At 58.3% G+C, this 20,438-nt stretch carries 20 protein-coding genes, 2 tRNA genes and 1 pseudogene; 7 read left to right on the top strand and 16 right to left on the bottom strand.

Translation table 11 applies throughout. The features are described 5' to 3' along the window. Window positions 1-198 precede the first annotated feature (198 nt). Entirely contained in the window at window positions 199-669 is a 471-nt protein-coding gene (locus tag ACR1XY_RS03560) for a CoA-binding protein (protein ID WP_480589948.1), read from the top strand. On the opposite strand, the gene ACR1XY_RS03555 is transcribed toward ACR1XY_RS03560, so the two are convergent. The 4 genes from ACR1XY_RS03555 to ACR1XY_RS03540 all read right to left on the bottom strand — a co-directional run bounded on the left by ACR1XY_RS03555 (window position 666) and on the right by ACR1XY_RS03540 (window position 4,515). Next, entirely contained in the window at window positions 666-1,232 is a 567-nt protein-coding gene (locus ACR1XY_RS03555; protein WP_480589946.1) for a hypothetical protein, read from the bottom strand. The two genes, ACR1XY_RS03560 and ACR1XY_RS03555, sit on opposite strands and share 4 nt — an antisense overlap. A gap of 72 nt (window positions 1,233-1,304) precedes the next feature. Continuing rightward, on the bottom strand, window positions 1,305-1,622 hold the full coding sequence (locus ACR1XY_RS03550) for a phosphoribosyl-ATP diphosphatase (RefSeq protein WP_480589943.1): 318 nt from the start codon (window positions 1,620-1,622) through the stop codon (window positions 1,305-1,307). Continuing rightward, window positions 1,619-2,380 (bottom strand): imidazole glycerol phosphate synthase subunit HisF, encoded by a 762-nt coding sequence (gene hisF / locus ACR1XY_RS03545; protein WP_117872606.1) that lies wholly within the window; start codon window positions 2,378-2,380, stop codon window positions 1,619-1,621. Before hisF ends, ACR1XY_RS03550 begins: the two co-directional genes overlap by 4 nt. Before the next feature lie 92 nt (window positions 2,381-2,472). Continuing rightward, window positions 2,473-4,515, bottom strand: coding sequence for a fused MFS/spermidine synthase (locus ACR1XY_RS03540; RefSeq protein WP_480589940.1), 2,043 nt, complete (start codon window positions 4,513-4,515; stop codon window positions 2,473-2,475). Window positions 4,516-4,990: 475 nt separating this feature from the next. On the opposite strand from ACR1XY_RS03540, the gene ACR1XY_RS03535 reads away from it, so the two are divergent. Both ACR1XY_RS03535 and ACR1XY_RS03530 read left to right on the top strand, forming a co-directional pair. Continuing rightward, window positions 4,991-5,383 carry a DUF302 domain-containing protein gene (locus ACR1XY_RS03535; protein ID WP_480589937.1) on the top strand — a complete coding sequence of 131 codons (393 nt, stop codon included), beginning with the start codon at window positions 4,991-4,993 and terminating at the stop codon, window positions 5,381-5,383. Window positions 5,384-5,501: 118 nt separating this feature from the next. Then, on the top strand, window positions 5,502-5,873 hold the full coding sequence (locus ACR1XY_RS03530) for a hypothetical protein (protein ID WP_480589935.1): 372 nt from the start codon (window positions 5,502-5,504) through the stop codon (window positions 5,871-5,873). Between the two features lie 17 nt (window positions 5,874-5,890). Here ACR1XY_RS03530 and hisA read toward each other — a convergent pair whose 3' ends face one another. After that, window positions 5,891-6,613, bottom strand: coding sequence for a 1-(5-phosphoribosyl)-5-[(5-phosphoribosylamino)methylideneamino]imidazole-4-carboxamide isomerase (gene hisA / locus ACR1XY_RS03525; RefSeq protein WP_480589932.1), 723 nt, complete (start codon window positions 6,611-6,613; stop codon window positions 5,891-5,893). Window positions 6,614-6,747: 134 nt separating this feature from the next. Here hisA and ACR1XY_RS03520 point away from each other — a divergent pair, with 134 nt between their 5' ends. Continuing rightward, window positions 6,748-7,149, top strand: coding sequence for a DUF2147 domain-containing protein (locus tag ACR1XY_RS03520; RefSeq protein WP_480589929.1), 402 nt, complete (start codon window positions 6,748-6,750; stop codon window positions 7,147-7,149). A 3-nt stretch (window positions 7,150-7,152) separates the two neighbouring features. Here the strand turns inward: ACR1XY_RS03520 and hisH are convergent, their stop codons facing one another. Together hisH and hisB are read right to left on the bottom strand one after the other, a co-directional pair. Beyond that, window positions 7,153-7,791 carry an imidazole glycerol phosphate synthase subunit HisH gene (hisH, locus tag ACR1XY_RS03515; RefSeq protein ID WP_480589926.1) on the bottom strand — a complete coding sequence of 213 codons (639 nt, stop codon included), beginning with the start codon at window positions 7,789-7,791 and terminating at the stop codon, window positions 7,153-7,155. Then, window positions 7,792-8,379 (bottom strand): imidazoleglycerol-phosphate dehydratase HisB, encoded by a 588-nt coding sequence (hisB, locus tag ACR1XY_RS03510; protein ID WP_480589924.1) that lies wholly within the window; start codon window positions 8,377-8,379, stop codon window positions 7,792-7,794. A 154-nt stretch (window positions 8,380-8,533) separates the two neighbouring features. Here hisB and ACR1XY_RS03505 point away from each other — a divergent pair, with 154 nt between their 5' ends. Next, window positions 8,534-8,773 carry an Lrp/AsnC family transcriptional regulator gene (locus ACR1XY_RS03505; RefSeq protein ID WP_170325761.1) on the top strand — a complete coding sequence of 80 codons (240 nt, stop codon included), beginning with the start codon at window positions 8,534-8,536 and terminating at the stop codon, window positions 8,771-8,773. Here the strand turns inward: ACR1XY_RS03505 and ACR1XY_RS03500 are convergent. From ACR1XY_RS03500 to ACR1XY_RS03490, 3 genes are all read right to left on the bottom strand, one after another. Beyond that, window positions 8,770-9,630, bottom strand: a complete 861-nt coding sequence (locus ACR1XY_RS03500; protein ID WP_480589922.1) for a GNAT family N-acetyltransferase — start codon at window positions 9,628-9,630, stop codon at window positions 8,770-8,772. The genes ACR1XY_RS03505 and ACR1XY_RS03500 overlap by 4 nt on opposite strands. Window positions 9,631-9,711: 81 nt before the next feature. Next, a tRNA-Gly gene (locus ACR1XY_RS03495) sits at window positions 9,712-9,786 on the bottom strand. A 33-nt stretch (window positions 9,787-9,819) separates the two neighbouring features. Further along, a tRNA-Gly gene (locus tag ACR1XY_RS03490) sits at window positions 9,820-9,894 on the bottom strand. Window positions 9,895-10,042: 148 nt separating this feature from the next. Here ACR1XY_RS03490 and ACR1XY_RS03485 point away from each other — a divergent pair. Beyond that, window positions 10,043-10,195: a hypothetical protein gene (locus ACR1XY_RS03485; RefSeq protein ID WP_480589919.1), complete on the top strand. Its 153-nt coding sequence runs from the start codon at window positions 10,043-10,045 to the stop codon at window positions 10,193-10,195. A gap of 15 nt (window positions 10,196-10,210) precedes the next feature. Here ACR1XY_RS03485 and ACR1XY_RS03480 read toward each other — a convergent pair whose 3' ends face one another. From ACR1XY_RS03480 to ACR1XY_RS03460, 5 genes and pseudogenes are all read right to left on the bottom strand, one after another. After that, window positions 10,211-10,594: an MAPEG family protein gene (locus ACR1XY_RS03480; RefSeq protein WP_480589916.1), complete on the bottom strand. Its 384-nt coding sequence runs from the start codon at window positions 10,592-10,594 to the stop codon at window positions 10,211-10,213. A 78-nt stretch (window positions 10,595-10,672) separates the two neighbouring features. Beyond that, the gene (locus tag ACR1XY_RS03475; RefSeq protein WP_480589913.1) at window positions 10,673-14,110 is read right to left on the bottom strand and encodes a pyruvate carboxylase; all 3,438 of its coding nucleotides are present in this window, start codon (window positions 14,108-14,110) and stop codon (window positions 10,673-10,675) included. Window positions 14,111-14,234: 124 nt separating this feature from the next. Next, complete coding sequence (locus ACR1XY_RS03470; RefSeq protein WP_480589911.1) at window positions 14,235-15,392, bottom strand: alpha-hydroxy acid oxidase; 1,158 nt, start codon at window positions 15,390-15,392, stop codon at window positions 14,235-14,237. Window positions 15,393-15,431: 39 nt separating this feature from the next. Further along, a pseudogene (locus ACR1XY_RS03465) lies at window positions 15,432-15,954 on the bottom strand (GGDEF domain-containing protein); the annotation flags it as partial. A 986-nt stretch (window positions 15,955-16,940) separates the two neighbouring features. Next, window positions 16,941-17,093: a hypothetical protein gene (locus ACR1XY_RS03460; protein WP_480589908.1), complete on the bottom strand. Its 153-nt coding sequence runs from the start codon at window positions 17,091-17,093 to the stop codon at window positions 16,941-16,943. Between the two features lie 309 nt (window positions 17,094-17,402). On the opposite strand from ACR1XY_RS03460, the gene ACR1XY_RS03455 reads away from it, so the two are divergent. Beyond that, complete coding sequence (locus ACR1XY_RS03455; RefSeq protein ID WP_480589905.1) at window positions 17,403-19,796, top strand: ATP-dependent helicase; 2,394 nt, start codon at window positions 17,403-17,405, stop codon at window positions 19,794-19,796. On the opposite strand, the gene ACR1XY_RS03450 is transcribed toward ACR1XY_RS03455, so the two are convergent. Then, entirely contained in the window at window positions 19,793-20,083 is a 291-nt protein-coding gene (locus ACR1XY_RS03450) for a DUF1330 domain-containing protein (protein ID WP_480589902.1), read from the bottom strand. The genes ACR1XY_RS03455 and ACR1XY_RS03450 overlap by 4 nt on opposite strands. Between the last annotated feature and the right edge of the window lie 355 nt (window positions 20,084-20,438).

Here is a 20,438-nt window from a genome sequence, read left to right as displayed (position 1 = left end):
GCGGCGGTCCGCTTTTTGTGATATGTCATCACAAAAATGCGCACCCCCTCTTTTTTTCTCTAAACTTATGCCTAAATGTCACAGTGACCGCGGAACGGAACTGCCGCGGGTCATTTCACTGTCCCTCGTTCCAACAACTGGCGCTCAGGTTCGACCTGGGCGCTTTTTTCTTTTTTGCAGCCAGATTAGGGTGGCCGCATGAGCGAATATTCCGATGCGTTTCTGAAAGACATCCTACAGCGCACCAAGGTGATTGCTGTGGTCGGCGTTTCAATGAATCCGGTCAGGCCCAGTTATTACGTGGCGAGGTATCTGTCGTTGAAGGGGTTTACGGTCATTCCGGTTAACCCGGGCCATGCCGGGACTGAGCTGTTTGGTCAGACCGTCCGGGCCTCATTGACCGAGATACCCGAGCCTGTGGATATGGTCGATATCTTCCGCCGGTCCGAGGCCGTACCGCCAATCGTCGATGAGGCGCTGGCCGCCTTCCCGAACCTACGCACGGTCTGGATGCAAATCGGTGTCAAGAACGCAGATGCGGCCGCCAAAGCACAGGCGCGCGGCGTGGATGTGATCATGAACCGCTGTCCTAAGATTGAATATCAGCGCCTGTTTGGAGAGCTGCGCATGGGCGGGTTCGCCACCGGTGTAATCTCGTCCAAAATCTAGCCGCCGACATAGGGCAGCAATTCACCGTATTGTTCCACCCGGCGCTTTTCCAAGACAACGTCGCGCGGCACCCATTCGTATTTCGTGTCTTCGATCAGTGGCGACCAGAACAGCACACCGCCATAGCGCCATGGGTCCAGCACCACGCCTTCAAACATCGACTCACCCTTGCGGCTGATGATGGCGGTGCTGTGGTCGATTCTGAATGGGTTGTCGGCATTGGCAATGGCGCGGTGCAGCTCAAGCGTCTGGAAGTTCTCTTGCTTCAACCGGCGTTCGATATCTTCGGCCCAGTGCCAGCACAGCCCGCGCGGGCGCAGGCCCTTGTTGACCTTGGCGTTATGGACCAGAGGAGGGTCGGTGATTTCATATTCCTGCACCAGTTGCGCGGTATAGGAATAGGCGACACGGGCGGCGCGGTCGGCCTCTTCCGGGTCGATATCCGGGCCTAGGCTGCGGATTTCGGTCGCCAGCCGCTGCACCTCGTTCCCCGTGGATGGCGGAGGGGCAGAACACGCGCCCAGTGTCACAAGGGCCAGAACAATGGCCAAAGCTCTGATCATTATTTGCCCTTCGATCTGTGGACCGTGAGGCCCGATCATAATGGGTAGGGCGGGGGGACGAAACCCCGCCGATTAGCCCTTGGGGCGGGCGGCTTTTTCAGCGATGCCGCTGGTGCCCTGGCGCCGCGCCAACTCGGCCAGCACGTCATCCAGCGCCACGTCCCGCGAGGCCAGCATTACCAGCAGATGATAGAGCACATCCGCAGCCTCAGCCGTCAGCCCGGCTTTGTCGTTCTTGACGGCTTCGATGATGGCTTCAACGGCCTCTTCTCCGAATTTCTCGGCGCATTTCTCCGGGCCTTTGGCCAGCAGCTTGGCGGTCCAGCTGGAATCGGGATCGGCGCCCTTGCGGGCCTCGATAGTAGCGGCCAGATCGTGCAGAGTGCTCATGTCAGCCTCATGGGGATGCCTGCGGCGGCCATGTGTTCCTTGGCCTCGCGGATGGTGTATTCACCAAAATGGAAGATCGAGGCGGCAAGCACCGCGCTGGCCCCGCCCTCGGTCACGCCTTCGACAAGGTGATCGAGATTGCCGACGCCGCCTGAGGCGATCACCGGCACGTCCACCGCGTCCGAGATAGCGCGAGTCAGGGGCAGGTTGAACCCAGCCTTGGTGCCGTCGCGGTCCATAGACGTTAACAGGATTTCTCCGGCGCCTTTGGCAACGACGGTCTTGGCGAATTCCACCGCGTCGATGCCGGTGGGTTTGCGACCGCCATGGGTGAAAATCTCCCACTTTCCGGGGCTGACGGTCTTGGCGTCGATGGCGCAGACGATGCACTGACTGCCGAACTGATCCGCCGATTCCGCGATCACATCCGGGTTCGCCACCGCGGCCGAGTTGAAGCTAACCTTGTCAGCGCCCGCCAGCAACAGGGCACGCACGTCATCCTTGGTGCGAACGCCGCCGCCCACGGTCAGGGGGACAAAACACTGTTCTGCCGTGCGCTGGACGACATCGAACATGGTGCCGCGGTTTTCATGGGTGGCGTGAATGTCCAAAAAACAGATTTCGTCCGCGCCGGCGGCGTCATAGGCCTTTGCCGATTCCACCGGGTCACCTGCATCGCGCAGGCCAACGAAATTCACGCCCTTGACCACGCGGCCATCGGCGACATCCAGACAGGGAATGATGCGGGTTTTCAGCATGTCGGCGTCCTTTGTTGCCGCACCTCTACCGACAAAGCTCTGCCGATGCCAGACCTGAGAGTTTTGAAGATGCCGCGCCGCGAGGCGTTGCATTAATGCGGAGTCAGTATTCTTAGTGCCGACAGAAGGTTACCCTTGTTGTCTGTCCACGGAACCCGACCATCTGTGGTCAGCTTCGTCCACCTGCCGGTGTCGACAAACGTTGCGACGCGGTTTTCGTCACGGCTCAGGATTACGACATGCGTATCTGACGCGCCCTGACTTTTGGCCTGCTCGTCGGCGTTGTACTTCTGAAGCGCGGCATGCAGGTCAAGCGTTGCAGCGGAACGCGCCAATTGCGGAGCAAGGTCATAGTACTGGTTCGAGATGTGAAAGACCAAAGTGCCGCCCTGGTTCAACTGGCTTAGATAGGTCTCGATCGCTTCGCGTGTAATCAGGTGCAGTGGAATTGCATCCGAGCTGTAAGCGTCGAGCACCAAGATATCAAACGCGAACTTCTGGTGTTCCAGCACGACTCGCGCATCACCCATATGAGTTTCCGAATCCGGGGCGCATTCGGACATATACGTGAACAGGTTCGGATTGCGGGCAATACGATCGACAGTTTCATCGATCTCAAAGAACTCCCACGTTTGATGGGGTTGCCCGTAGCAGGCCAGCGCACCAGTCCCGAGGCCGACAATGCCAACGCTATCAGTGCTCAAACCGTATTCGGATGTCAGGACTTCCGCCATCGGCCCGTTTGGGTGGTAATACGAAGAAGCAACTGGTCGAGTGCCGGGGTCGGTTGGCGTTTGCCAGCCATGCATGGTGGTGCCGTTCTGATAGACACGGAAACCGCCGCTATCAAAAACAGCATGGGTTCCAAAAAAGCTTCGGTCGCGGTAGAGCATCTCGTATTTTGGGAGCACGGTTGGCACCAGGAACACTACTAGCACCGTTGCAACGCGGGTCGGTGCGTTCCGGAAGGTCAGCAATACCATGGCGACCAATGCGGCAGTTACGATCGTAGTGATGGCGTTTGCATCCGCTGCGCGTCCTTCGTTCAATACGCTGATCGCGACTGAAATCGGGGCGGCAACGGCAACCCCGATCAGGGCATGGCGAAGACTGAATGTTCCAGCCTGAAGCAGAAACAAACCTCCTGCTGCAAGAAGTGTCAGGCCAAACTCAATTTCCCGGTTAAACATCGCAGGCGCGATGATCGAGTTGAACAGCCCGCCGCAGGCACCTCCGACCGACAGTGCAAGGTAGAATATTGTGAGATGTTCTGCCGGTGGTCGGAATTCATAGAGAAGCCTGTGAGCGAACAGGGCCACCAAAAACAGCAGCGGAATATACACCAGCATAGCGGCCAAAGGCTGTTGCGAAGAACCGATTTTGGACAACATTGCAATGCCGATCGCCATCACAAGCAAAACCGAAGTCCTTAGGCCGTCCAGAGTATGTCGGCGCCATTTTGCGAAAGCAAGAATGAACGTCAGGATGTAGGTCGCAAGCGGCACGACCCAGATCAGTGGGATGGCGCCAAGGTCGGTGCTGAGCTTGGTTGTCGTGGCCAGCATCAGGGACGAGGGGATGAAGGCAATAAACACCCACGAGGCAATCGTTTTCGCGCTTAACGCTTTACCCACCTTGCGGGGTTCTTCCGGGTTCGCCGTTTCGGCAGGTCCGCGCAATGCAATCAGGCCGCTGAGTGCCAGAAGGACGCCAAAAACGACAAATCCGATAGACCAGAACAGGCTGATTTCCCGCGCGCCAAAGAAGGGATCGGCAAGCAGCGGAAAAGACAATAAGGCCATCAGCGATCCAACATTGCTCGCCGCATACAGGAAATACGGATCATTGGCCGACGGACCACCCGATCGCGAATACCAGGCCTGCAGCAATGGCGCGTTGGCAGACAGAACGGCAAATGGAACTCCCACGCCGGCCGCAAATAACAAAAGTGTTTGCAGAGCGATGGATTGCGAGGCCTCGAACCTCCAGCCTTCCTGCGTGGCCAAAGGCAGAAAACTAAGCGCCACCAGCCACAAGGCCAGATGTGTTACAAGTTGCCAGCGCAGGGTTAACCAGCGGGTCAACATGTGGGCATACAGGTATCCCAGGATCAGCATCAGCTGAAAAAACAGCATGGCGGTGGTCCAGACTGCTGGGGTGCCGCCGATTTTGGGCAATACGAGTTTGGCAAACAGCGGTTGAACAAAGAACAGTAGGCTAGCGCTGACGAAAATTGACGCACAAAAACTGATGACCGGAGCGTAACTGTGCCAATTTGCCGTTGGCTGTGATGCGTTCGAAAAAGACAAGGTGAAACTCCGGCATAAGCTAGCGGTCCAGCCGTATTGGCGAATCTTGACCTTTTTGCGGCTTATCAGTGCAAATTCACTGCGTTTGTGCGGAATTGTTTACGTTTCGAGATCGAAAGGCGCGCTTGGATGGTCTTCAGGTAAGTGTTCCCCGCAACCGGCAAAGCCCCGCCGATGCCGGACTTGTGATTGCCACATCCCTCAAACCTGTGAACACTGTCCCCAAATTCATCAGGAGATCAATGAGATGCGTAAACTCTTTTTGGCAACCGCTTTCGTAATTGGAGGAGCTGTCACAGCAATGGCAGACGATATCGTCAAGGTGAACACCGACAAATCCGTGTCCGAGGCGTTGGATGCGCTTGAGGCGGCTGTTGGCAACGCGGGCGCGACGGTGTTCGCTCGGATTGATCACGCAGCGGGGGCCGAAAAGGTCGGGCTGACCATTCCGGCCAATCAGGTTCTGATTTTCGGCAACCCGGCGCTGGGCACGCCCGCCATGCAGCTCGATCCGCGTGCCGGACTTTTTTTGCCGCTGAAAGTGCAGGCCTACGAAGATGAAAACGGCCAAGTCTGGTTGGCTTATGAAGACCCGAAAGAGACCATGGACGAGCTGGACGCTGTCGAAAAATCCCCCGTCATTGAAAAGATGCGCGGTGCGTTGGCTAAGTTGACTGCAGTCGCGGCGCAATAACAAAAAACGGATGTGCCGGAAGCATTGACTGCTGGCACATCTTCCCCTCGGCAATTTGTTTGATTGCCGGGATTATGGTAAATTCCCCCCATTTCAGAAATTTAGGGAGGAGTTTTCCATGAAACTATCATTGCATATGATGTGGATTGCTGGAGCGTTTGTTGTGGCTGTATCAGGTGTCGCGCAGGCCCAGGACTTCATGACACAAAAAGAAATTTTGGCGACCATTCCGGGCTCGACGATTTACGGTATTTCGAACCAGGATAACAAAACCCAATGGGCGCAGGCCTACAGCAAAGGCCGCAAAAAGGGAAAGCTTGCCGGTAACTCTGGTGGCAATAAGTATGAAGGCAAATGGTATGTCGATGGCGACATGTGGTGTGAAGAGACCGGCGATTGGGTGGGGTGCTTTCAATTCGTTCGCATAAGCGAAAAGGAACTGCAGCCGTACAAAGACGGGCAGCCCAGGAACAAATGGAAAATACAGTAACCCGCTGCTGAGCGGCTCTATTTACTCAGAGTGGACAAGGCTTCTTCCAGGTCAATCGCGCCGTCATAAAGCGCACGGCCGGAAATTGCGCCGTTCAGTTCCACACCGCAATCGCGCAGCGCTATCAGGTCGTCCAGTGAGCTGACGCCGCCCGAAGCAATCACCGGGATCGACACGGCGCGGGCCAAGTCGGCGGTGGCTTCGATGTTCGGTCCTTGCATCGCGCCGTCGCGATTGATGTCGGTATAGATGATGGCGGCGACGCCAGCGTCTTCGAAACTGCGAGCCAGATCGGTGACCTGCACGTCAGTTTCCTCGGCCCAACCTTTGGTGGCGACCATGCCATTGCGGGCGTCGATACCCACCGCGACCTTGCCGGGGAACTCCCTCGCGGCGTTGCGCACCAGATCAGGGTTTTCGACTGCGACCGTGCCCAGAATCACGCGGGCTAATCCTTTGCCGATCCAGGTCTCGATGGTTGCCATATCGCGAATGCCGCCGCCCAGCTGGGCAGGCACATCACAGGCCTTCAGAATGGCTTCGACCGGGGCTGCGTTGACCGGTTCACCCGCGAAGGCGCCGTTCAGGTCCACAAGGTGCAGCCATTCGCAACCAGCCTCGACAAAGGCACGTGCCTGTGCGGCCGGGTCTTCGTTGAACACGGTTGCCTTGTCCATTTCTCCGCGCAGTAGGCGCACGGCCTGGCCGTCTTTGAGGTCGATGGCGGGGTAAAGGATCATGATCGGCGGCCCTATATCAATGTTACACGCGCGGGATATCGCACAGGCGGGGCAGGGGATGCAACGCGACGCTAAGTCATTCTTGCCCCGGCTGGCGCGGCTCGTCAGACTGGCGGCAAAACAGGGAGGATATGATGAAGAAACTTCTACTCGCAGCAGGATTGGCAGGGCTGGCGACCTCTGCATTTGCCGCCGATCCGGTTGATGGGCTGTGGAAGACCCAGCCGGGCGATACCGGGGGCTATTTGCACGTTTCTATTGGAGAATGCGGCAGCGCGATTTGCGGGACCATCGACAGCGCGTTTGACGGCGAGGGCAACCAGCAACTGGAATATGAAAATCTCGGCAAACAGATCATTTGGGACATGCTGCCCGAGGGCGGTGGCCAATATGACAGTGGCAAGATCTGGGCGCCGGATCGCGACAAGACCTACAACTCGAAAATGACCCTCGACAACCAGAACAAGCTGACTGTCAAAGGCTGTGTCGCGGGTGGTCTGGTTTGCCGTGGGCAGACCTGGACGCGCGTTCAGTAACCTTTACGGAGCCCAGGTCAGGAAATTCCCGATCATACGCAGGCCAACATCCTGGCTTTTCTCGGGGTGGAACTGCATTCCAACCATAGTGTCGCGGCCGATCACGGCCGTGACCTCTTGACCATATTCCACATAAGCTAACCGCTGCGCCGGATTTCTGACGCGGAAATGGTAGGAGTGGACGAAATAGGTGTGGTCACCCGATTTAACCCCGTTGAACACGGGATGCTCGCTTTCCACAACCAGATCGTTCCAGCCCATATGCGGAACTTTCAGCGCGCGGTCCGAAGGTTCGATCCGTACCACATCACCTGCGACCCAGCCCAAACCATCCGTTTCGACGTACTCGTGGCCTTTTGAGGCCATCAGTTGCATCCCGACACAGATGCCCAGAAACGGGCGGCCTTTTTGTTCGACCGCCTCGACCATCGCATCATAGATGCCCTTATGCCCGCGCAACTCGGCGGCGCAGGCCGGAAAAGCGCCGTCACCGGGCAAAACCAACCGATCAGCCCGCGCAACAACATCCGCATCCGAGGTCACAACAACCTGGCCGGCGTCCACCTCGCGCGCCATGCGCTGAAACGCCTTCTCGGCCGAGTGCAGGTTGCCGCTCTCGTAGTCAATAATGGCAGTCAGCATTTACAGCGCGCCCTTGGTCGACGGGATCGCATCGGCCTTGCGCGGATCGGTTTCGACCGCCAGCCGCAAGGCGCGGGCGACGGCCTTGAAGGCGGCCTCGGCGATGTGGTGGCTGTTGAACCCGTGCAACTGATCGATATGCAGCGTGATGCCGCCATGTGTGCTGAGCGCCTGAAAGAACTCGCGCACCAACTCGGTGTCGAACGTGCCAATCTTGGGCGTAGGTAGGTCAACATTCCAGATCAGGAACGGACGGCCCGACAGGTCCAGCGCGCAGCGGACTTGTGCGTCGTCCATAGGCAGGTGGCACTCGCCATAGCGGCGGATGCCCTTCTTGTCGCCCAATGCCTGCGTCAGCGCCTGACCCAGCGCGATACCGGTGTCTTCGACCGTGTGGTGGTCGTCGATGTGATAGTCGCCTTTGGCGCGGATTGTCATGTCGATCAGCGAATGGCGCGCCAGCTGGTCCAGCATATGGTCAAAGAAGCCAACACCGGTCTGGTTGTCGTACTGGCCGGTGCCGTCCAGGTTGACCTCGACCGAGATTTCGGTCTCGGCGGTCTGACGGCTGATCTTTGCGCTGCGCATGGGCGAATTCCTTTTGCTACAAGCGCGCTTATAGACGGGGAAGGGCAGGCTTTTCCAGCCCGCCCGTCGCATTCGGCGCAATCTGTTGCAGGGGATTGAACGTGGGCGCGGCGCGTGTAAGCCTGCAGGCAATTCAACTAAAAAGGCCTGGCCCATGTCCACCTGCGTTTTCATTCAAATCCGCTGCAAACCCGGCACCACCTACAAGGTTGCCGAAGAGATCGCGCTGCGCGAAATTCACTCCGAACTCTATTCGACCAGCGGTGAATATGATCTGCTACTGAAACTCTACATCCCCGAAACCGAGGATGTGGGCCATTTCATCAACGAAAACCTGCTGGTGATTCCCAATATCGAACGTTCGTTAACCACAATGACGTTCAAGGCGTTTTAACCCAGTTCGAACGTCGTCACGCCAAAAATACGGTTCAGATCGATTTCCGGTTGGTGGCTTGAATACATCCGGGCCGTTTCAAATACTTTCTCCAGCCCAAGCTTCGTCGCCAGTGCAAAAGCAGCTTCATTTGGCTGAGGCATGTCGATGAAGACCTCATGCCCGCCATGCTCGTCTGGTAAAGCTTGCAGCAGACTGATGAGCAGGGATTCGGCTATGTCCGTGCGGTCCGCGAACAGCGGCCCGATCTTGTAACCGATCTGACACGGGCGCAGAGTTGCATAGCCTTTTATTTGGCCGTCCTCACAATGTACGCGGGAAATATGGCTCGGCGCACTGATCCAGCTCTGCAGGAAAGCGTCGCGCGGGGACGGGAACAGCTGACGGTCATACGCCGTCAACTCATTTGAAACTGCGGTCAGAGCTTCGGTACCAGCCGATGGCGTCAACACCCGCTGGATACCCGCCACGGACCCGGTGAAACGGAAATTGTTGTAGGCAAAGGTAAACCCCGATTTGCGATAATTGTGCTGTTGGTCAACGACCCCATCCAACCCGACATTGAGCGCAGTGCTGTTAGACAAAGCGCGCTGCCACAGCTTCAACCCATGTCCAGCGCCACGAAACTCGGGGCGAACGATGTAAAAGCCAAGGAAAGCAAACGTTTCGTCGTAATGTACCACCGAGATTGAGGCGATCATCTCGCCGTCCAAGAAACCTCCCAGAAATCCGTTAGTATCGGTGCTGTGGAAACACGCCGTGTCATGATGGCCTGGGTTCCACCCTTCGCGCCCAGCCCAGTCTACGGCCTGCTGCAACTCGTCAGCGGTGAGGGGGCGGATAACGTATTCAGACATGGGTGAATCCTGTATTGCTCAATGCAACCAGAATGACGCAATGCTTTGCGGAGAACCAGAATGTTCAGAAGACTTGGTATCTGGAGCGGGCGAGGCGATTCGAACGCCCGACCCTAACCTTGGCAAGGTTATGCTCTACCCCTGAGCTACGCCCGCATCAGATACATATTTGGTCCGAAGACCTCTCAATGGAGCGGGCGAGGCGATTCGAACGCCCGACCCTAACCTTGGCAAGGTTATGCTCTACCCCTGAGCTACGCCCGCGCCGTTGAGTGAGGAGGGATGTATAAATTCCCACGCGAGGCTGCAAGCGGAAAAACACAAAAATCGGGAAAAATCTTTCGACGGAATTCTGCGCGCCATGCGTTCAAGATTTAAGACACTACAAAACAAGAGGGTTCGAGGAGAAGAAATGACACGGATTGCAGACTTGAAGATGGCCCTGCTTGCGGCACTAATCGTGCTGACATCGGTGCTTTGTACACCGGATCAGGACAGGCTGGGCGAGGTTGAGCCTGTCCTCAGAGATGCACCGCTGGTCGAAACGCGTGTGCTGGCGGGTTAAGCCCCACCGATCAGATCACAACGCCAATACGATATTCGCGATGGCGGCTACCAGAAACGCAGTGAACGTCAGCAGCATCCCGATCTGGCGCAGAATGACGATCTGCGGGCTGCGTCCAAATCCATAAGCGTGCAACAGACGACCGCTCAGCAAAGTCAGGCCCAGCAGGTTCAGCAACAGGCCGCTCGCTCCCTGCAGTTCGACCATCGCGATCAACAGCAGGGCAAAGGGTGTGTATTCCACAAAGTTGGAATGCGTCCGCATCACCTTGAGCATTGCCGTATTACCGCCGTCACCGTAGGAAATCTTATCGCTGCGCCGCTGACTGATGACCCTGACGCTGAGCGCGACAAACAAGATTGCCAGCAATGCGGCGTAGACAGGTGTGATGGACAGCATGGGCGTTTATCCTCTTCGGGTCAAAAAAGGCCGCCCGGTTCCCCGAGCGGCCCCTGTTAGCCCAGAAAGTTAAACCGGTTATTCCAGTTCGACCAGCAGGTCCTTTGCGTCAATCTGCCCGCCGGGCTGAACGTGAACAGCTTTGACCGTTGCGTCACGCTCGGCGTGGATGCCGGTTTCCATTTTCATGGCTTCGATGGTCAGCAGCATGTCGCCTTCCTTTACCTCTTGCCCGGCAGTGACGGCCACTGTGGCGACAACGCCCGGCATCGGAGCGCCGACATGATTGGGGTTGCCCGCCTCGGCCTTGGGCCGGGCTTGCGTGGTCGACGTCACCAGGCGGTTGGGCACCCGGATCACCCGGGGCTGGCCGTTGAGTTCAAAGAACACTTTGACCTCGCCCTTTTCGTCGGTCTCACCGACTGCCTGACAACGGATTTCCAGCGTCTTGCCCGGATCGATCTCGGCGGTGATCTCTTCGCCGGGCTCCATCCCGTAAAAAAAGGTGCGCGTGGGCAGGGTGCGGACCGGGCCGTAAGAACGGTGGCGGCCCATGTAGTCCAGGAACACCTTGGGGTACATAAGGTATCCGTTCAGGTCCTCGTCATCGACCTCTTTGCCCTCCAACTGTTTGGATAGCTCGGTGCGGGTGGCTTCCAGATCGACTGCAGGAACATCCTTGCCTGGGCGCTGGGTGTTTGGAACCTCGTCCTTAAGCACCTTCTTGATGATGGTGTCGGGGAAGCCGCCCGGAGGCTGGCCCAGGTTGCCACGCATCATGTCGACCACCGAGTCGGGGAAGGCCACATCGGTCGAGGGGCTTTCCACGTCGTCACGGGTCAGGCCTTGGCTGACCATCATCAGCGCCATGTCACCAACGACCTTGGACGACGGTGTCACCTTCACGATGTCACCGAACATCTGGTTCACGTCGGCGTACATCTGAGCAACTTCGTGCCAGCGTTCTTCCAGCCCGAGGCTACGTGCCTGCGCCTTGAGGTTGGTGAACTGACCGCCGGGCATTTCATGCAGATACACTTCCGAGGCCGGAGCCTGCAGGCTGGACTCAAAGGCCGCGTACTGGCCGCGCACCGCCTCGAAATAGTCGCTGATCTCGCGGATCGCCTTGATGTCCAGACCGGTGTCACGTTCGGTATGGCGCAGCGCTTCGACCACAGTGCCCAGCGTTGCTTGTGAGGTGTTGCCCGAGAAGCTGTCCATTGCGCAATCCACCGCGTCCACGCCCGCCTCGGATGCGGCCAGAATGGTGGCGCTGGCGATACCGGCTGTGTCGTGGGTGTGGAAGTGGATCGGCAGGCCGACCTCTTCTTTCAGCGCGCGGATCAGAACCTTGGCCGATGCCGGTTTCAGCAGGCCTGCCATATCCTTCAGGCCCAGAACATGCGCACCTGCGTCGCGCAGTTCTTTGGCCATGCCGACATAGTATTTCAGGTCGTATTTGGCGCGATTCGGATCCAGAATGTCACCGGTGTAACAAACGGTACCTTCACAGATTTTTCCGTTGTCGATCACCGCATCCATAGCCACGCGCATGTTCTCGACCCAGTTCAGCGAGTCGAACACTCGGAACACGTCTACGCCTTTCGCGGCCTGACGGACGAATTCCTGAACCACGTTGTCGGGATAGTTGGTGTAGCCAACCCCATTGGCACCGCGCAGCAGCATCTGGGTCATCAGGTTGGGCATCGCCTCGCGCAGGTCGCGCAGACGCTGCCACGGGCATTCCTGGAGGAAGCGATAGGCCACATCGAAGGTCGCACCGCCCCAGCATTCGACCGAGAAAAGTTGCGGCAGGTTTGCAGCATAGCTGGGCGCCACCTTGATCATGTCGATCGACCGCATTCGGGTCGCCAGCAGCGATTGGTGACCGTCCCGCATGGTGGTGTCGGTGATCAACAACTGTCGCTGTGCCTTCATCCAGTCGGCGACCGCCTGCGGGCCTTTCTGCTCCAGCAGATTGCGGGTGCCCATTTTGGGTTCGCCCTTCAATGCGGGGGGTTTGGCCTCTTTCAGGTCGGCGCGCGGTTCCGGACGGTCCTTGGTTTCAGGGTGACCGTTCACGGTGATATCCGCGATATAGGTCAGAACCTTGGTGCCCCGGTCGCGGCGACGCTTGAAGGTGAACAGGTTCGGCGTCGTGTCGATGAACTTGGTGGTGTATTCGTTCGACAGGAAGGTCGGGTGTTTCAGCAGGTTGATAACAAAGTCGATATTGGTGCTGACGCCGCGGATGCGGAATTCGCGCAGTGCCCGGTCCATCCGGCTGATCGCCTTTTCAGGTGTCGGAGCCCAGGCTGTAACCTTGGTCAGCAACGAGTCGTAATACCGCGTGATCACCCCGCCCGCATAGGCTGTGCCGCCGTCCAGGCGGATGCCCATGCCGGTCGCCGAGCGATAGGCGGTGATGCGGCCGTAATCGGGGATGAAGTTGTTCTGCGGGTCCTCGGTGGTGATCCGGGTCTGCAGGGCGTGGCCGTTCAGATGCACGTCGGCCTGGCTGGCGGCCCCGGTCGCTTCGGCCAGCGTCTTGCCCTCGGCGATCAGAATCTGCGCCTGCACGATGTCGATACCGGTGACTTCCTCGGTGACGGTGTGTTCAACCTGCACGCGCGGGTTCACCTCGATGAAGTAGAACTTGCCGGTCTCCATATCCATCAGGAATTCAACAGTGCCCGCGCATTCATAGTTCACATGGGCGCAGATTTTGCGGCCCAGCTCACAAATCTCGGCACGCTGTTCTTCGGACAGATACGGGGCAGGGGCGCGTTCCACGACCTTCTGGTTCCGGCGCTGGACCGAGCAGTCGCGTTCGTAGAGGTGATAAATCTCACCGTGCTTGTCGCCGAGGATCTGAACCTCAACGTGGCGGGCACGGATGATCATCTTTTCCAGATAACCCTCGCCGTTGCCGAAAGCGGCTTCAGCCTCGCGGCGGCCTTCCAGAACTTTTTCTTCCAACTCGTCTTCCGAGTGGATCGGGCGCATACCGCGTCCGCCGCCGCCCCATGAGGCCTTGAGCATCAGCGGGTAGCCGATCTCTTTGGCCTCGGCCCGGATTGCGTCCATGTCATCGCCTAGAACCTCGGTCGCCGGGATCACCGGTACTCCGGCCTCGATGGCCACGCGCCGCGCGCTGGCCTTGTCGCCAAGCGCGCGCATGGTCTCGGCCTTAGGGCCGATGAAGGTGATGCCGTTCTGGACACATGCGTCCACGAAGTCCGGGTTTTCCGACAGCAGGCCGTAACCTGGGTGGATGGCATCCGCGCCGCATTCCTTGGCCACGCGGATGATTTCGTCGATGGAAAGATAAGCCGCGACCGGCCCCATCCCTTCGCCAATACGATATGCCTCGTCAGCCTTGAAGCGATGCAAGCCAAGCTTGTCTTCCTCGGCGAACACAGCGACGGTGCGTTTGCCCATCTCGTTCGCTGCGCGCATCACGCGAATGGCAATCTCGCCGCGATTGGCGATCAGGATCTTGTTGAAGTCGGTCATATCAGGTCCCGGTCTTAGTGGTTTGGCCGTTTTATTAGGCGGACAATACGCGCTCGTATATCAGTCCTTCTGGGTAGAACCGGCATGTTATCGCTCGCAAACGCCGCCTTTTGACGTGATTGTCTTACACACGCTGCGCTGCAGCATCAATGTTCGTGATTGGCGACGGAGTTTCCTGCAGGTTCGGCAGGCCCATTTGACCCATATTTGCGATCAAGTCCTGACGCAGGATGTCTATGACATGCGCAGGTCCTTGTGCGCCCAAGGCGCTGAGACCATACAAAAATCCGCGCCCGAGCATGATAAAGTCCGCGCCCAGAGCCAGTGCGCGCAGGATGTCCAGACCACCTTCGACGCCGCTGTCGAAAATCAGGGGCAGGTTTGTCGCCTCTCGGATCAACGGTAGCACATTGATACTTGCAGGGGCTCCGTCAAACTGACGACCGCCGTGATTCGAGACCCAAAGGGCATCAACACCGGCCTGTTGCAGCCGCTCGGCATCCCCGGCCCGCATTACACCCTTTACGATAAACGGCCCGTCCCATGCGTCCCGCAGCCATTTGACATAATCCATGTCGGGTGAAGTGCGCAGCAGGTAACCGACATGGGCGGTCGGCGGCAGAGCACTGTCCCCGTCGATATACTTGTCCAGCGTGCGCATCCGGGGCATTCCATTCTGCGCCATACCCAATGCCCAGGCCGGACGCAGGGCAATCTGTGCCAGTAGGCGCGGGGTCAGTCTGGGGGGATTGGTCAGACCGGATCGCGTTTGCCGTTCACGGCGCGAGGCGACCGGGACATCAACAGTCAGCACAAGGGTCGAGAACCCCGCCGATTTGGCACGATTCAACATATCTGTGCGAATATCCGGATCTTTCGGAGGGTATAGCTGAAACCAGGCGTTCCGCCCCAGATGAGGGGCCAGATCCTCGGGGCTCTGGCTGGCGACTGTCGAAAGGGTGTAAGGCAGGCCCGTTTCGGCGGCGGCGCACGCCAGCAGCTTTTCTGCGTTCGGCCAGACCAGACCGGCCATCCCGATGGGGGCGATGCCGAAGGGCAGGGGAAAATCCAGCCCCAGAAAACGCGTTCCGGTATCGCATTCGATGGGGCCATGCAGGATCGAGGGCAGAAACTCCACCTGATCCAGAGCGGCCCGGTTGCGGCGCAGCGTGGTCTCGGTTCCTGTGCCGCTTGCCAGATATTCCCAGACGAAAAAAGGAACCCTGCGCTGTGCGCGTCGTTTCAGGTCGGCAATGCCGGGGAATGTGCTGTGCAGGTCCATATGGATTGATCCAACCTGCCGGGCGATTCTGCAAGGTTTTCAGGCGGCTGAGGCCGGTGGCTCGGGTTTGGGCAACCGTTTGTGTTTCGAATCTGCCGCAGTCGAAGTGACCGAGGCTGCATCTTTGGCGACCTGCACCTGATTGCGACCCTTTTCTTTGGCCATGTAAAGAGCATCGTCTGCCGCGCGCATCAGATCCTGCGGCATGGTGCCGTGTGCGGGGTAGTGGGCGACACCCACGGAAATCGTGATGCGTGGCAAGGATTTCTCACCATACCGGACCGAGACAGCCTCAACCGCCTGCCTCAATTGCTCGGCCCGGGTCATGGCATCGTCGGGCGTGTTGTCCGGCAGGATCAACATGAACTCCTCACCTCCGATGCGGCAGGCAACCTCATCCCGGTCACAGCCTTGTTCCAGAGCCGATCCGACCGCGCAGCACCATGTCTCCGGCGTCATGCCCATGGGTATCGTTAAACTTTTTGAAGTGATCGACATCCACGGCAATGAGGCTAAGCGATGCACCGGTCTGCTGGCTGCGGCTGATGGATTTGCGCAGCGTTTCGGTCATGTGGCGGCGGTTGAACAATCCGGTTAGCGGGTCGCGCACCGACTGGTCATGCAGTTGATCGCGCATCCGGACGTTTGCGATCGCAATGCTGATCTGTTCGGCGCAAAGCTGGGCCAGCTTCTTGCTGGAATGAAACACCTCATCACAGCCCTCATGCGCCCGCAGATGCAAAAGGCCAACCGTTTCCCCATGCGCCAGAATGGGAAAGCAGAAATAGGGCCGCCCGTCATGCGGCTCGGCATGTTCACAGACAAAGTCGATCTCGGATGCGCCATATTCATAGGTGCGCCCGCGCCGCAGACCCCAACACCCTTCCGGGTGGAAATGCGCTTTGTGTGTTCCACCATTCCAACTGGCACAGCCATCCAGCACATCGCGGGAGTTGGAATAGACATACACACTGCCTTCGGCCTCGGGCAGGATATGGGTCATAAAGCGTGAGACCATGTCGAACAACTCATCCAGCGACCGGCTGGATTGCAGCCATTCGTTCAACTCGCCCAGCAATCGGACCTTGCGCGCAAGGCGCAGTTGCTCATCCATTAGCTCTTGCTCTTTTTCGGCGCGGCCCCGCAGGCTGCGCACTTGCCGCCGGTTCGCGCGGAAAATGACCAGTGTCACCGCCGACAAGGCAAGCAAGGCCACGCCGCTGAGCACGGTCAGCAACAGCCGGACCAGGTTGATGAACAGGTTTCGAACCTGCGTAATATCCGAATAAAACCCGATCGCACCGATAAAGCGCCCTTCGCGAAGGACGGGGGTATAGACTTCGGCCACATGGCGGGACCGCGGCCCGCTGACCTCAAGAGGGTCGCGTTCGAAATTGTCCACCTCGGTTAGGGGTTTTCTTCATGTTTATAGACGATGTTGCCTCGGCCCAGAACGTCGCTGAAATAGGCGTCGCTGTTGACCATCCCCACATCCGATGGGCGGGTTGACCACAGGACGCGCCCCGCATCGTTGAAAAGCTTGAACCGTTAGATATCCGAGGTCGCGGGCAGCAATTCCAGAAACTCTTCGTCGTGAGTGTCAAGCACGCCGGTACGAAAGGTGGCATCAACATCCTCGAGATGTGAAACCACCTGCCGGTTCATCTGCGTTGCGGCGTGGCGCAGGTCGGATTCCAGCATCCGGTCGACCACCGGAGCCGGAAACGCGAAAACGCCTCAGCCTGACAGGGCGGTTAGCCCTTCCATGTCCAGAACGATGCCAGCAAGTTTCAGGCGGGACGCCGTGCCCGATCCGCCAAGGGTTTTCATGATCCACGCTCCCACAGCTTTGACCTCAGCATCGGATGCAAGCTTTGACAGTGTGTTAACGGGGGCGTAGTGCGTCGAAGCGTATTGGTTAGAATCGGCGGGAAATGCGGTAAAAAAACTGTGCGAACAAGGGGTGAACAAACTCTTTCCCTCGGCGCGTATCCGGCGTAGTTTGGGGGCATGAGCAGTTTCGACGATATGGACGCCTTTGAGGGCGCATCGCTGTCCGCGCGAGCCATGGCCGAGCGGCCTTCGCAGCATCTCGATTGGCTGAACGACGAGCAGCTAAGGGCTGTAAAGGCGCTGGACGGACCAGTACTTGTTCTCGCCGGAGCTGGTACAGGCAAAACCAGAGCGCTTATATCAAGAATTGCTGAGATTCTTCACACAGGGCGGGCAAGGTCCAATGAAATTCTTGCAGTGACTTTTACTAACAAGGCTGCAAAGGAAATGAAGGATCGGGTGCAGCAGTACCCAGTAGACGTCAAGCGCGGTTTGCAATGGATGGGCACGTTCCACGCGATCTGCGTCAAGTTGCTGCGACGCCACGCGGAATTGGTCGATCTGAAATCGAACTTCACCATTCTGGACACGGACGATCAGTTGCGCCTGCTCAAGCAGCTGGTTCAGGCCGCGAATATCGACGACAAACGCTGGCCCGCGCGGATGCTGGCCGGGATCATCGATGACTGGAAGAACCGGGCACTGACGCCCGACAAGGTGCCTGCTGCGGATGCCGGGGCTTATAACAACAAGGGTGTTGAACTTTACTCGCAATACCAGACCCGCCTGCGCGAGCTGAACGCGGTGGATTTCGGTGACCTGCTGTTGCACATGGTCACGATTTTCCAGACCCATCAGGACGTTCTGGATCAATACCAACGCTGGTTTCGCTATATTCTGGTGGACGAGTATCAGGATACCAACGTCGCCCAGTACCTTTGGCTGCGGCTGTTGGCCGGGGCGCATAAGAACATCTGTTGCGTGGGCGATGACGACCAGTCGATCTATGGTTGGCGCGGGGCCGAAGTGGGCAACATCCTGCGGTTCGAAAAGGACTTTCCCGGCGCGTATGTGGTGCGGCTGGAACAGAACTACCGCTCGACGCCGCATATTCTGGCCGCCGCGTCCAATGTGATCCGCGGCAATGAAAGCCGCTTGGGCAAAGAGTTGTGGACCGACGCGGAAGAGGGCGAAAAGGTTCGCCTGATCGGCCATTGGGATGGCGAAGAAGAGGCCCGCTGGATCGGCGAGGAAATCGACGCGATGCAGGGCGGCACGCGCGGTGTGCGGCCCATAGGGCTGGATGAGATCGCCATTCTGGTCCGTGCCTCCCACCAGATGCGCGCGTTCGAGGACCGGTTCCTGACCATCGGTCTGCCCTACAAGGTGATCGGTGGTCCCCGGTTCTATGAGCGGATGGAGATCCGCGATGCTATGGCCTATTTCCGGCTGGTGGTCAGCCCCGGCGATGATCTGGCGTTTGAGCGGATCGTGAATACGCCGAAGCGGGGCCTTGGCGACAAGGCGCAGCAGACGATTCAGATGACGGCACGAGAGAATGGCGTGTCTCTGATCGATGGGGCCCGGATCGCGGTTGATAATGGGTTGATCAAGGGCAAAGGCGGCAAAGCCCTGCGCGAGTTGATCGACGGGCTGGCCCGGTGGAACGCTATGACGCGCGGACCTCGTATCGAGGTGGAAGACGACTCGGTGATTGATGACGGTGCGCCACTGCGGTTCGGGGAACCCGAAGTGTCGCATATCGAACTGGCGCAGATCATTCTGGACGAATCCGGCTATACCGCCCACTGGCAAAACGAAAAGACACCCGAGGCTCCGGGCCGATTGGAAAACCTTAAGGAACTGGTCAATCAGCTGGACAACTTTGAGAATCTTCAGGGTTTCTTGGAACATGTCAGTCTGGTCATGGATAATGAGCAGGACGGTGATGGAGCCAAGGTGTCGATTATGACGCTGCACGCGGCCAAGGGGCTGGAGTTTCCCGCCGTGTTCCTGCCGGGGTGGGAAGATGGGTTATTCCCTTCACAACGGTCGATGGACGAATCCGGCCTTAAAGGCCTCGAGGAAGAACGGCGGCTGGCCTATGTGGGTATAACCCGCGCGGAAGAGGTCTGTACGATCTCCTTTGCCGCCAACCGGCGGGTGTTCGGGCAGTGGCAGAACGCGATGCCGTCGCGATTCATCGACGAACTGCCCGAGGATCATGTGGAGGTGCTGACGCCTCCGGGCCTCTATGGCGGTGGGCAGCCAACTGCCAGCATCGAAACCCGAGCGGCCGAGGCGAATGTCTACAACTCGCCCGGTTGGAAGCGCATGCAGGCACGGCAGGGGCAATACGGCACGTCACAACCCCGCGAAAGCCGCAATTCGGTGATCGATGCCACTGCGCTGGCCAGTTTCACGCTGGGGGAGCGCGTGTTTCACCAGAAATTCGGCTATGGCGCGGTGATTGGCATTGAGGGCGATAAGGTCGAGGTCAATTTCGACAAGGCGGGCACCAAGAAAGTGGTGTCCCGTTTCTTGTCAGCTAAAGATGACGTGCCGTTCTAGAGTCCTTCGATCAACACCATATTTGTCTTTGCTGTGCGGTGCCGGACTTTTGCCAGTTCGATGTAGTCGGGGTCGTCCTTCCATGCCTTGGCGGCCTCCAGCGATGGAAATTCCATCAGAACGATGCCGTTTTCAGACCAAGTGCCCTCAACTACGTCCACCGGTTTCGATGAGACTGTCAGCAAGCGGCCTCCGTGGCGGTCAAAGATCGGCATGAAGCCTTCAAGATATTCCTGATACCCAACCGGGTCGTGAATAGAAATCTGCGCGATGAAATAGGCGGCCATTGGAAGCTCCTGACAATCCATTCAGGGTTCCATTCTACATCAGCCCTTGAAAAACAAAAAACGGCGGTTTCCAGGGAGGAGGAGAGGAAACCGCCGTTCTTTTCAACATCGGGGCAGGGAGGAGGAGAGCCCCGATGTATGCGAGCCCGGGTTTGATCCGGGTATGAGGAAGACGCGGCGACGTCAGGGAGGAGGACGACGTCACCGCGCACTTTCAACACCGGGAAAGGGAGGAGGAGTACCCGATGTGTCAGTTTCCGGCGTTCAGGGCCGGTATAGGGCGCGGCGACATCAGGGAGGAGGAGAGATGTCGCCGCTGAAATACAGGTCCTAAAGGGAGGAGGAAGGACCTGAT

The organism is Ruegeria sp. AD11(2025) (genome assembly GCF_056542405.1).
Note: the sequence above shows the minus strand (reverse complement) of the source record. Positions and strands in the feature narration are given on the sequence as shown.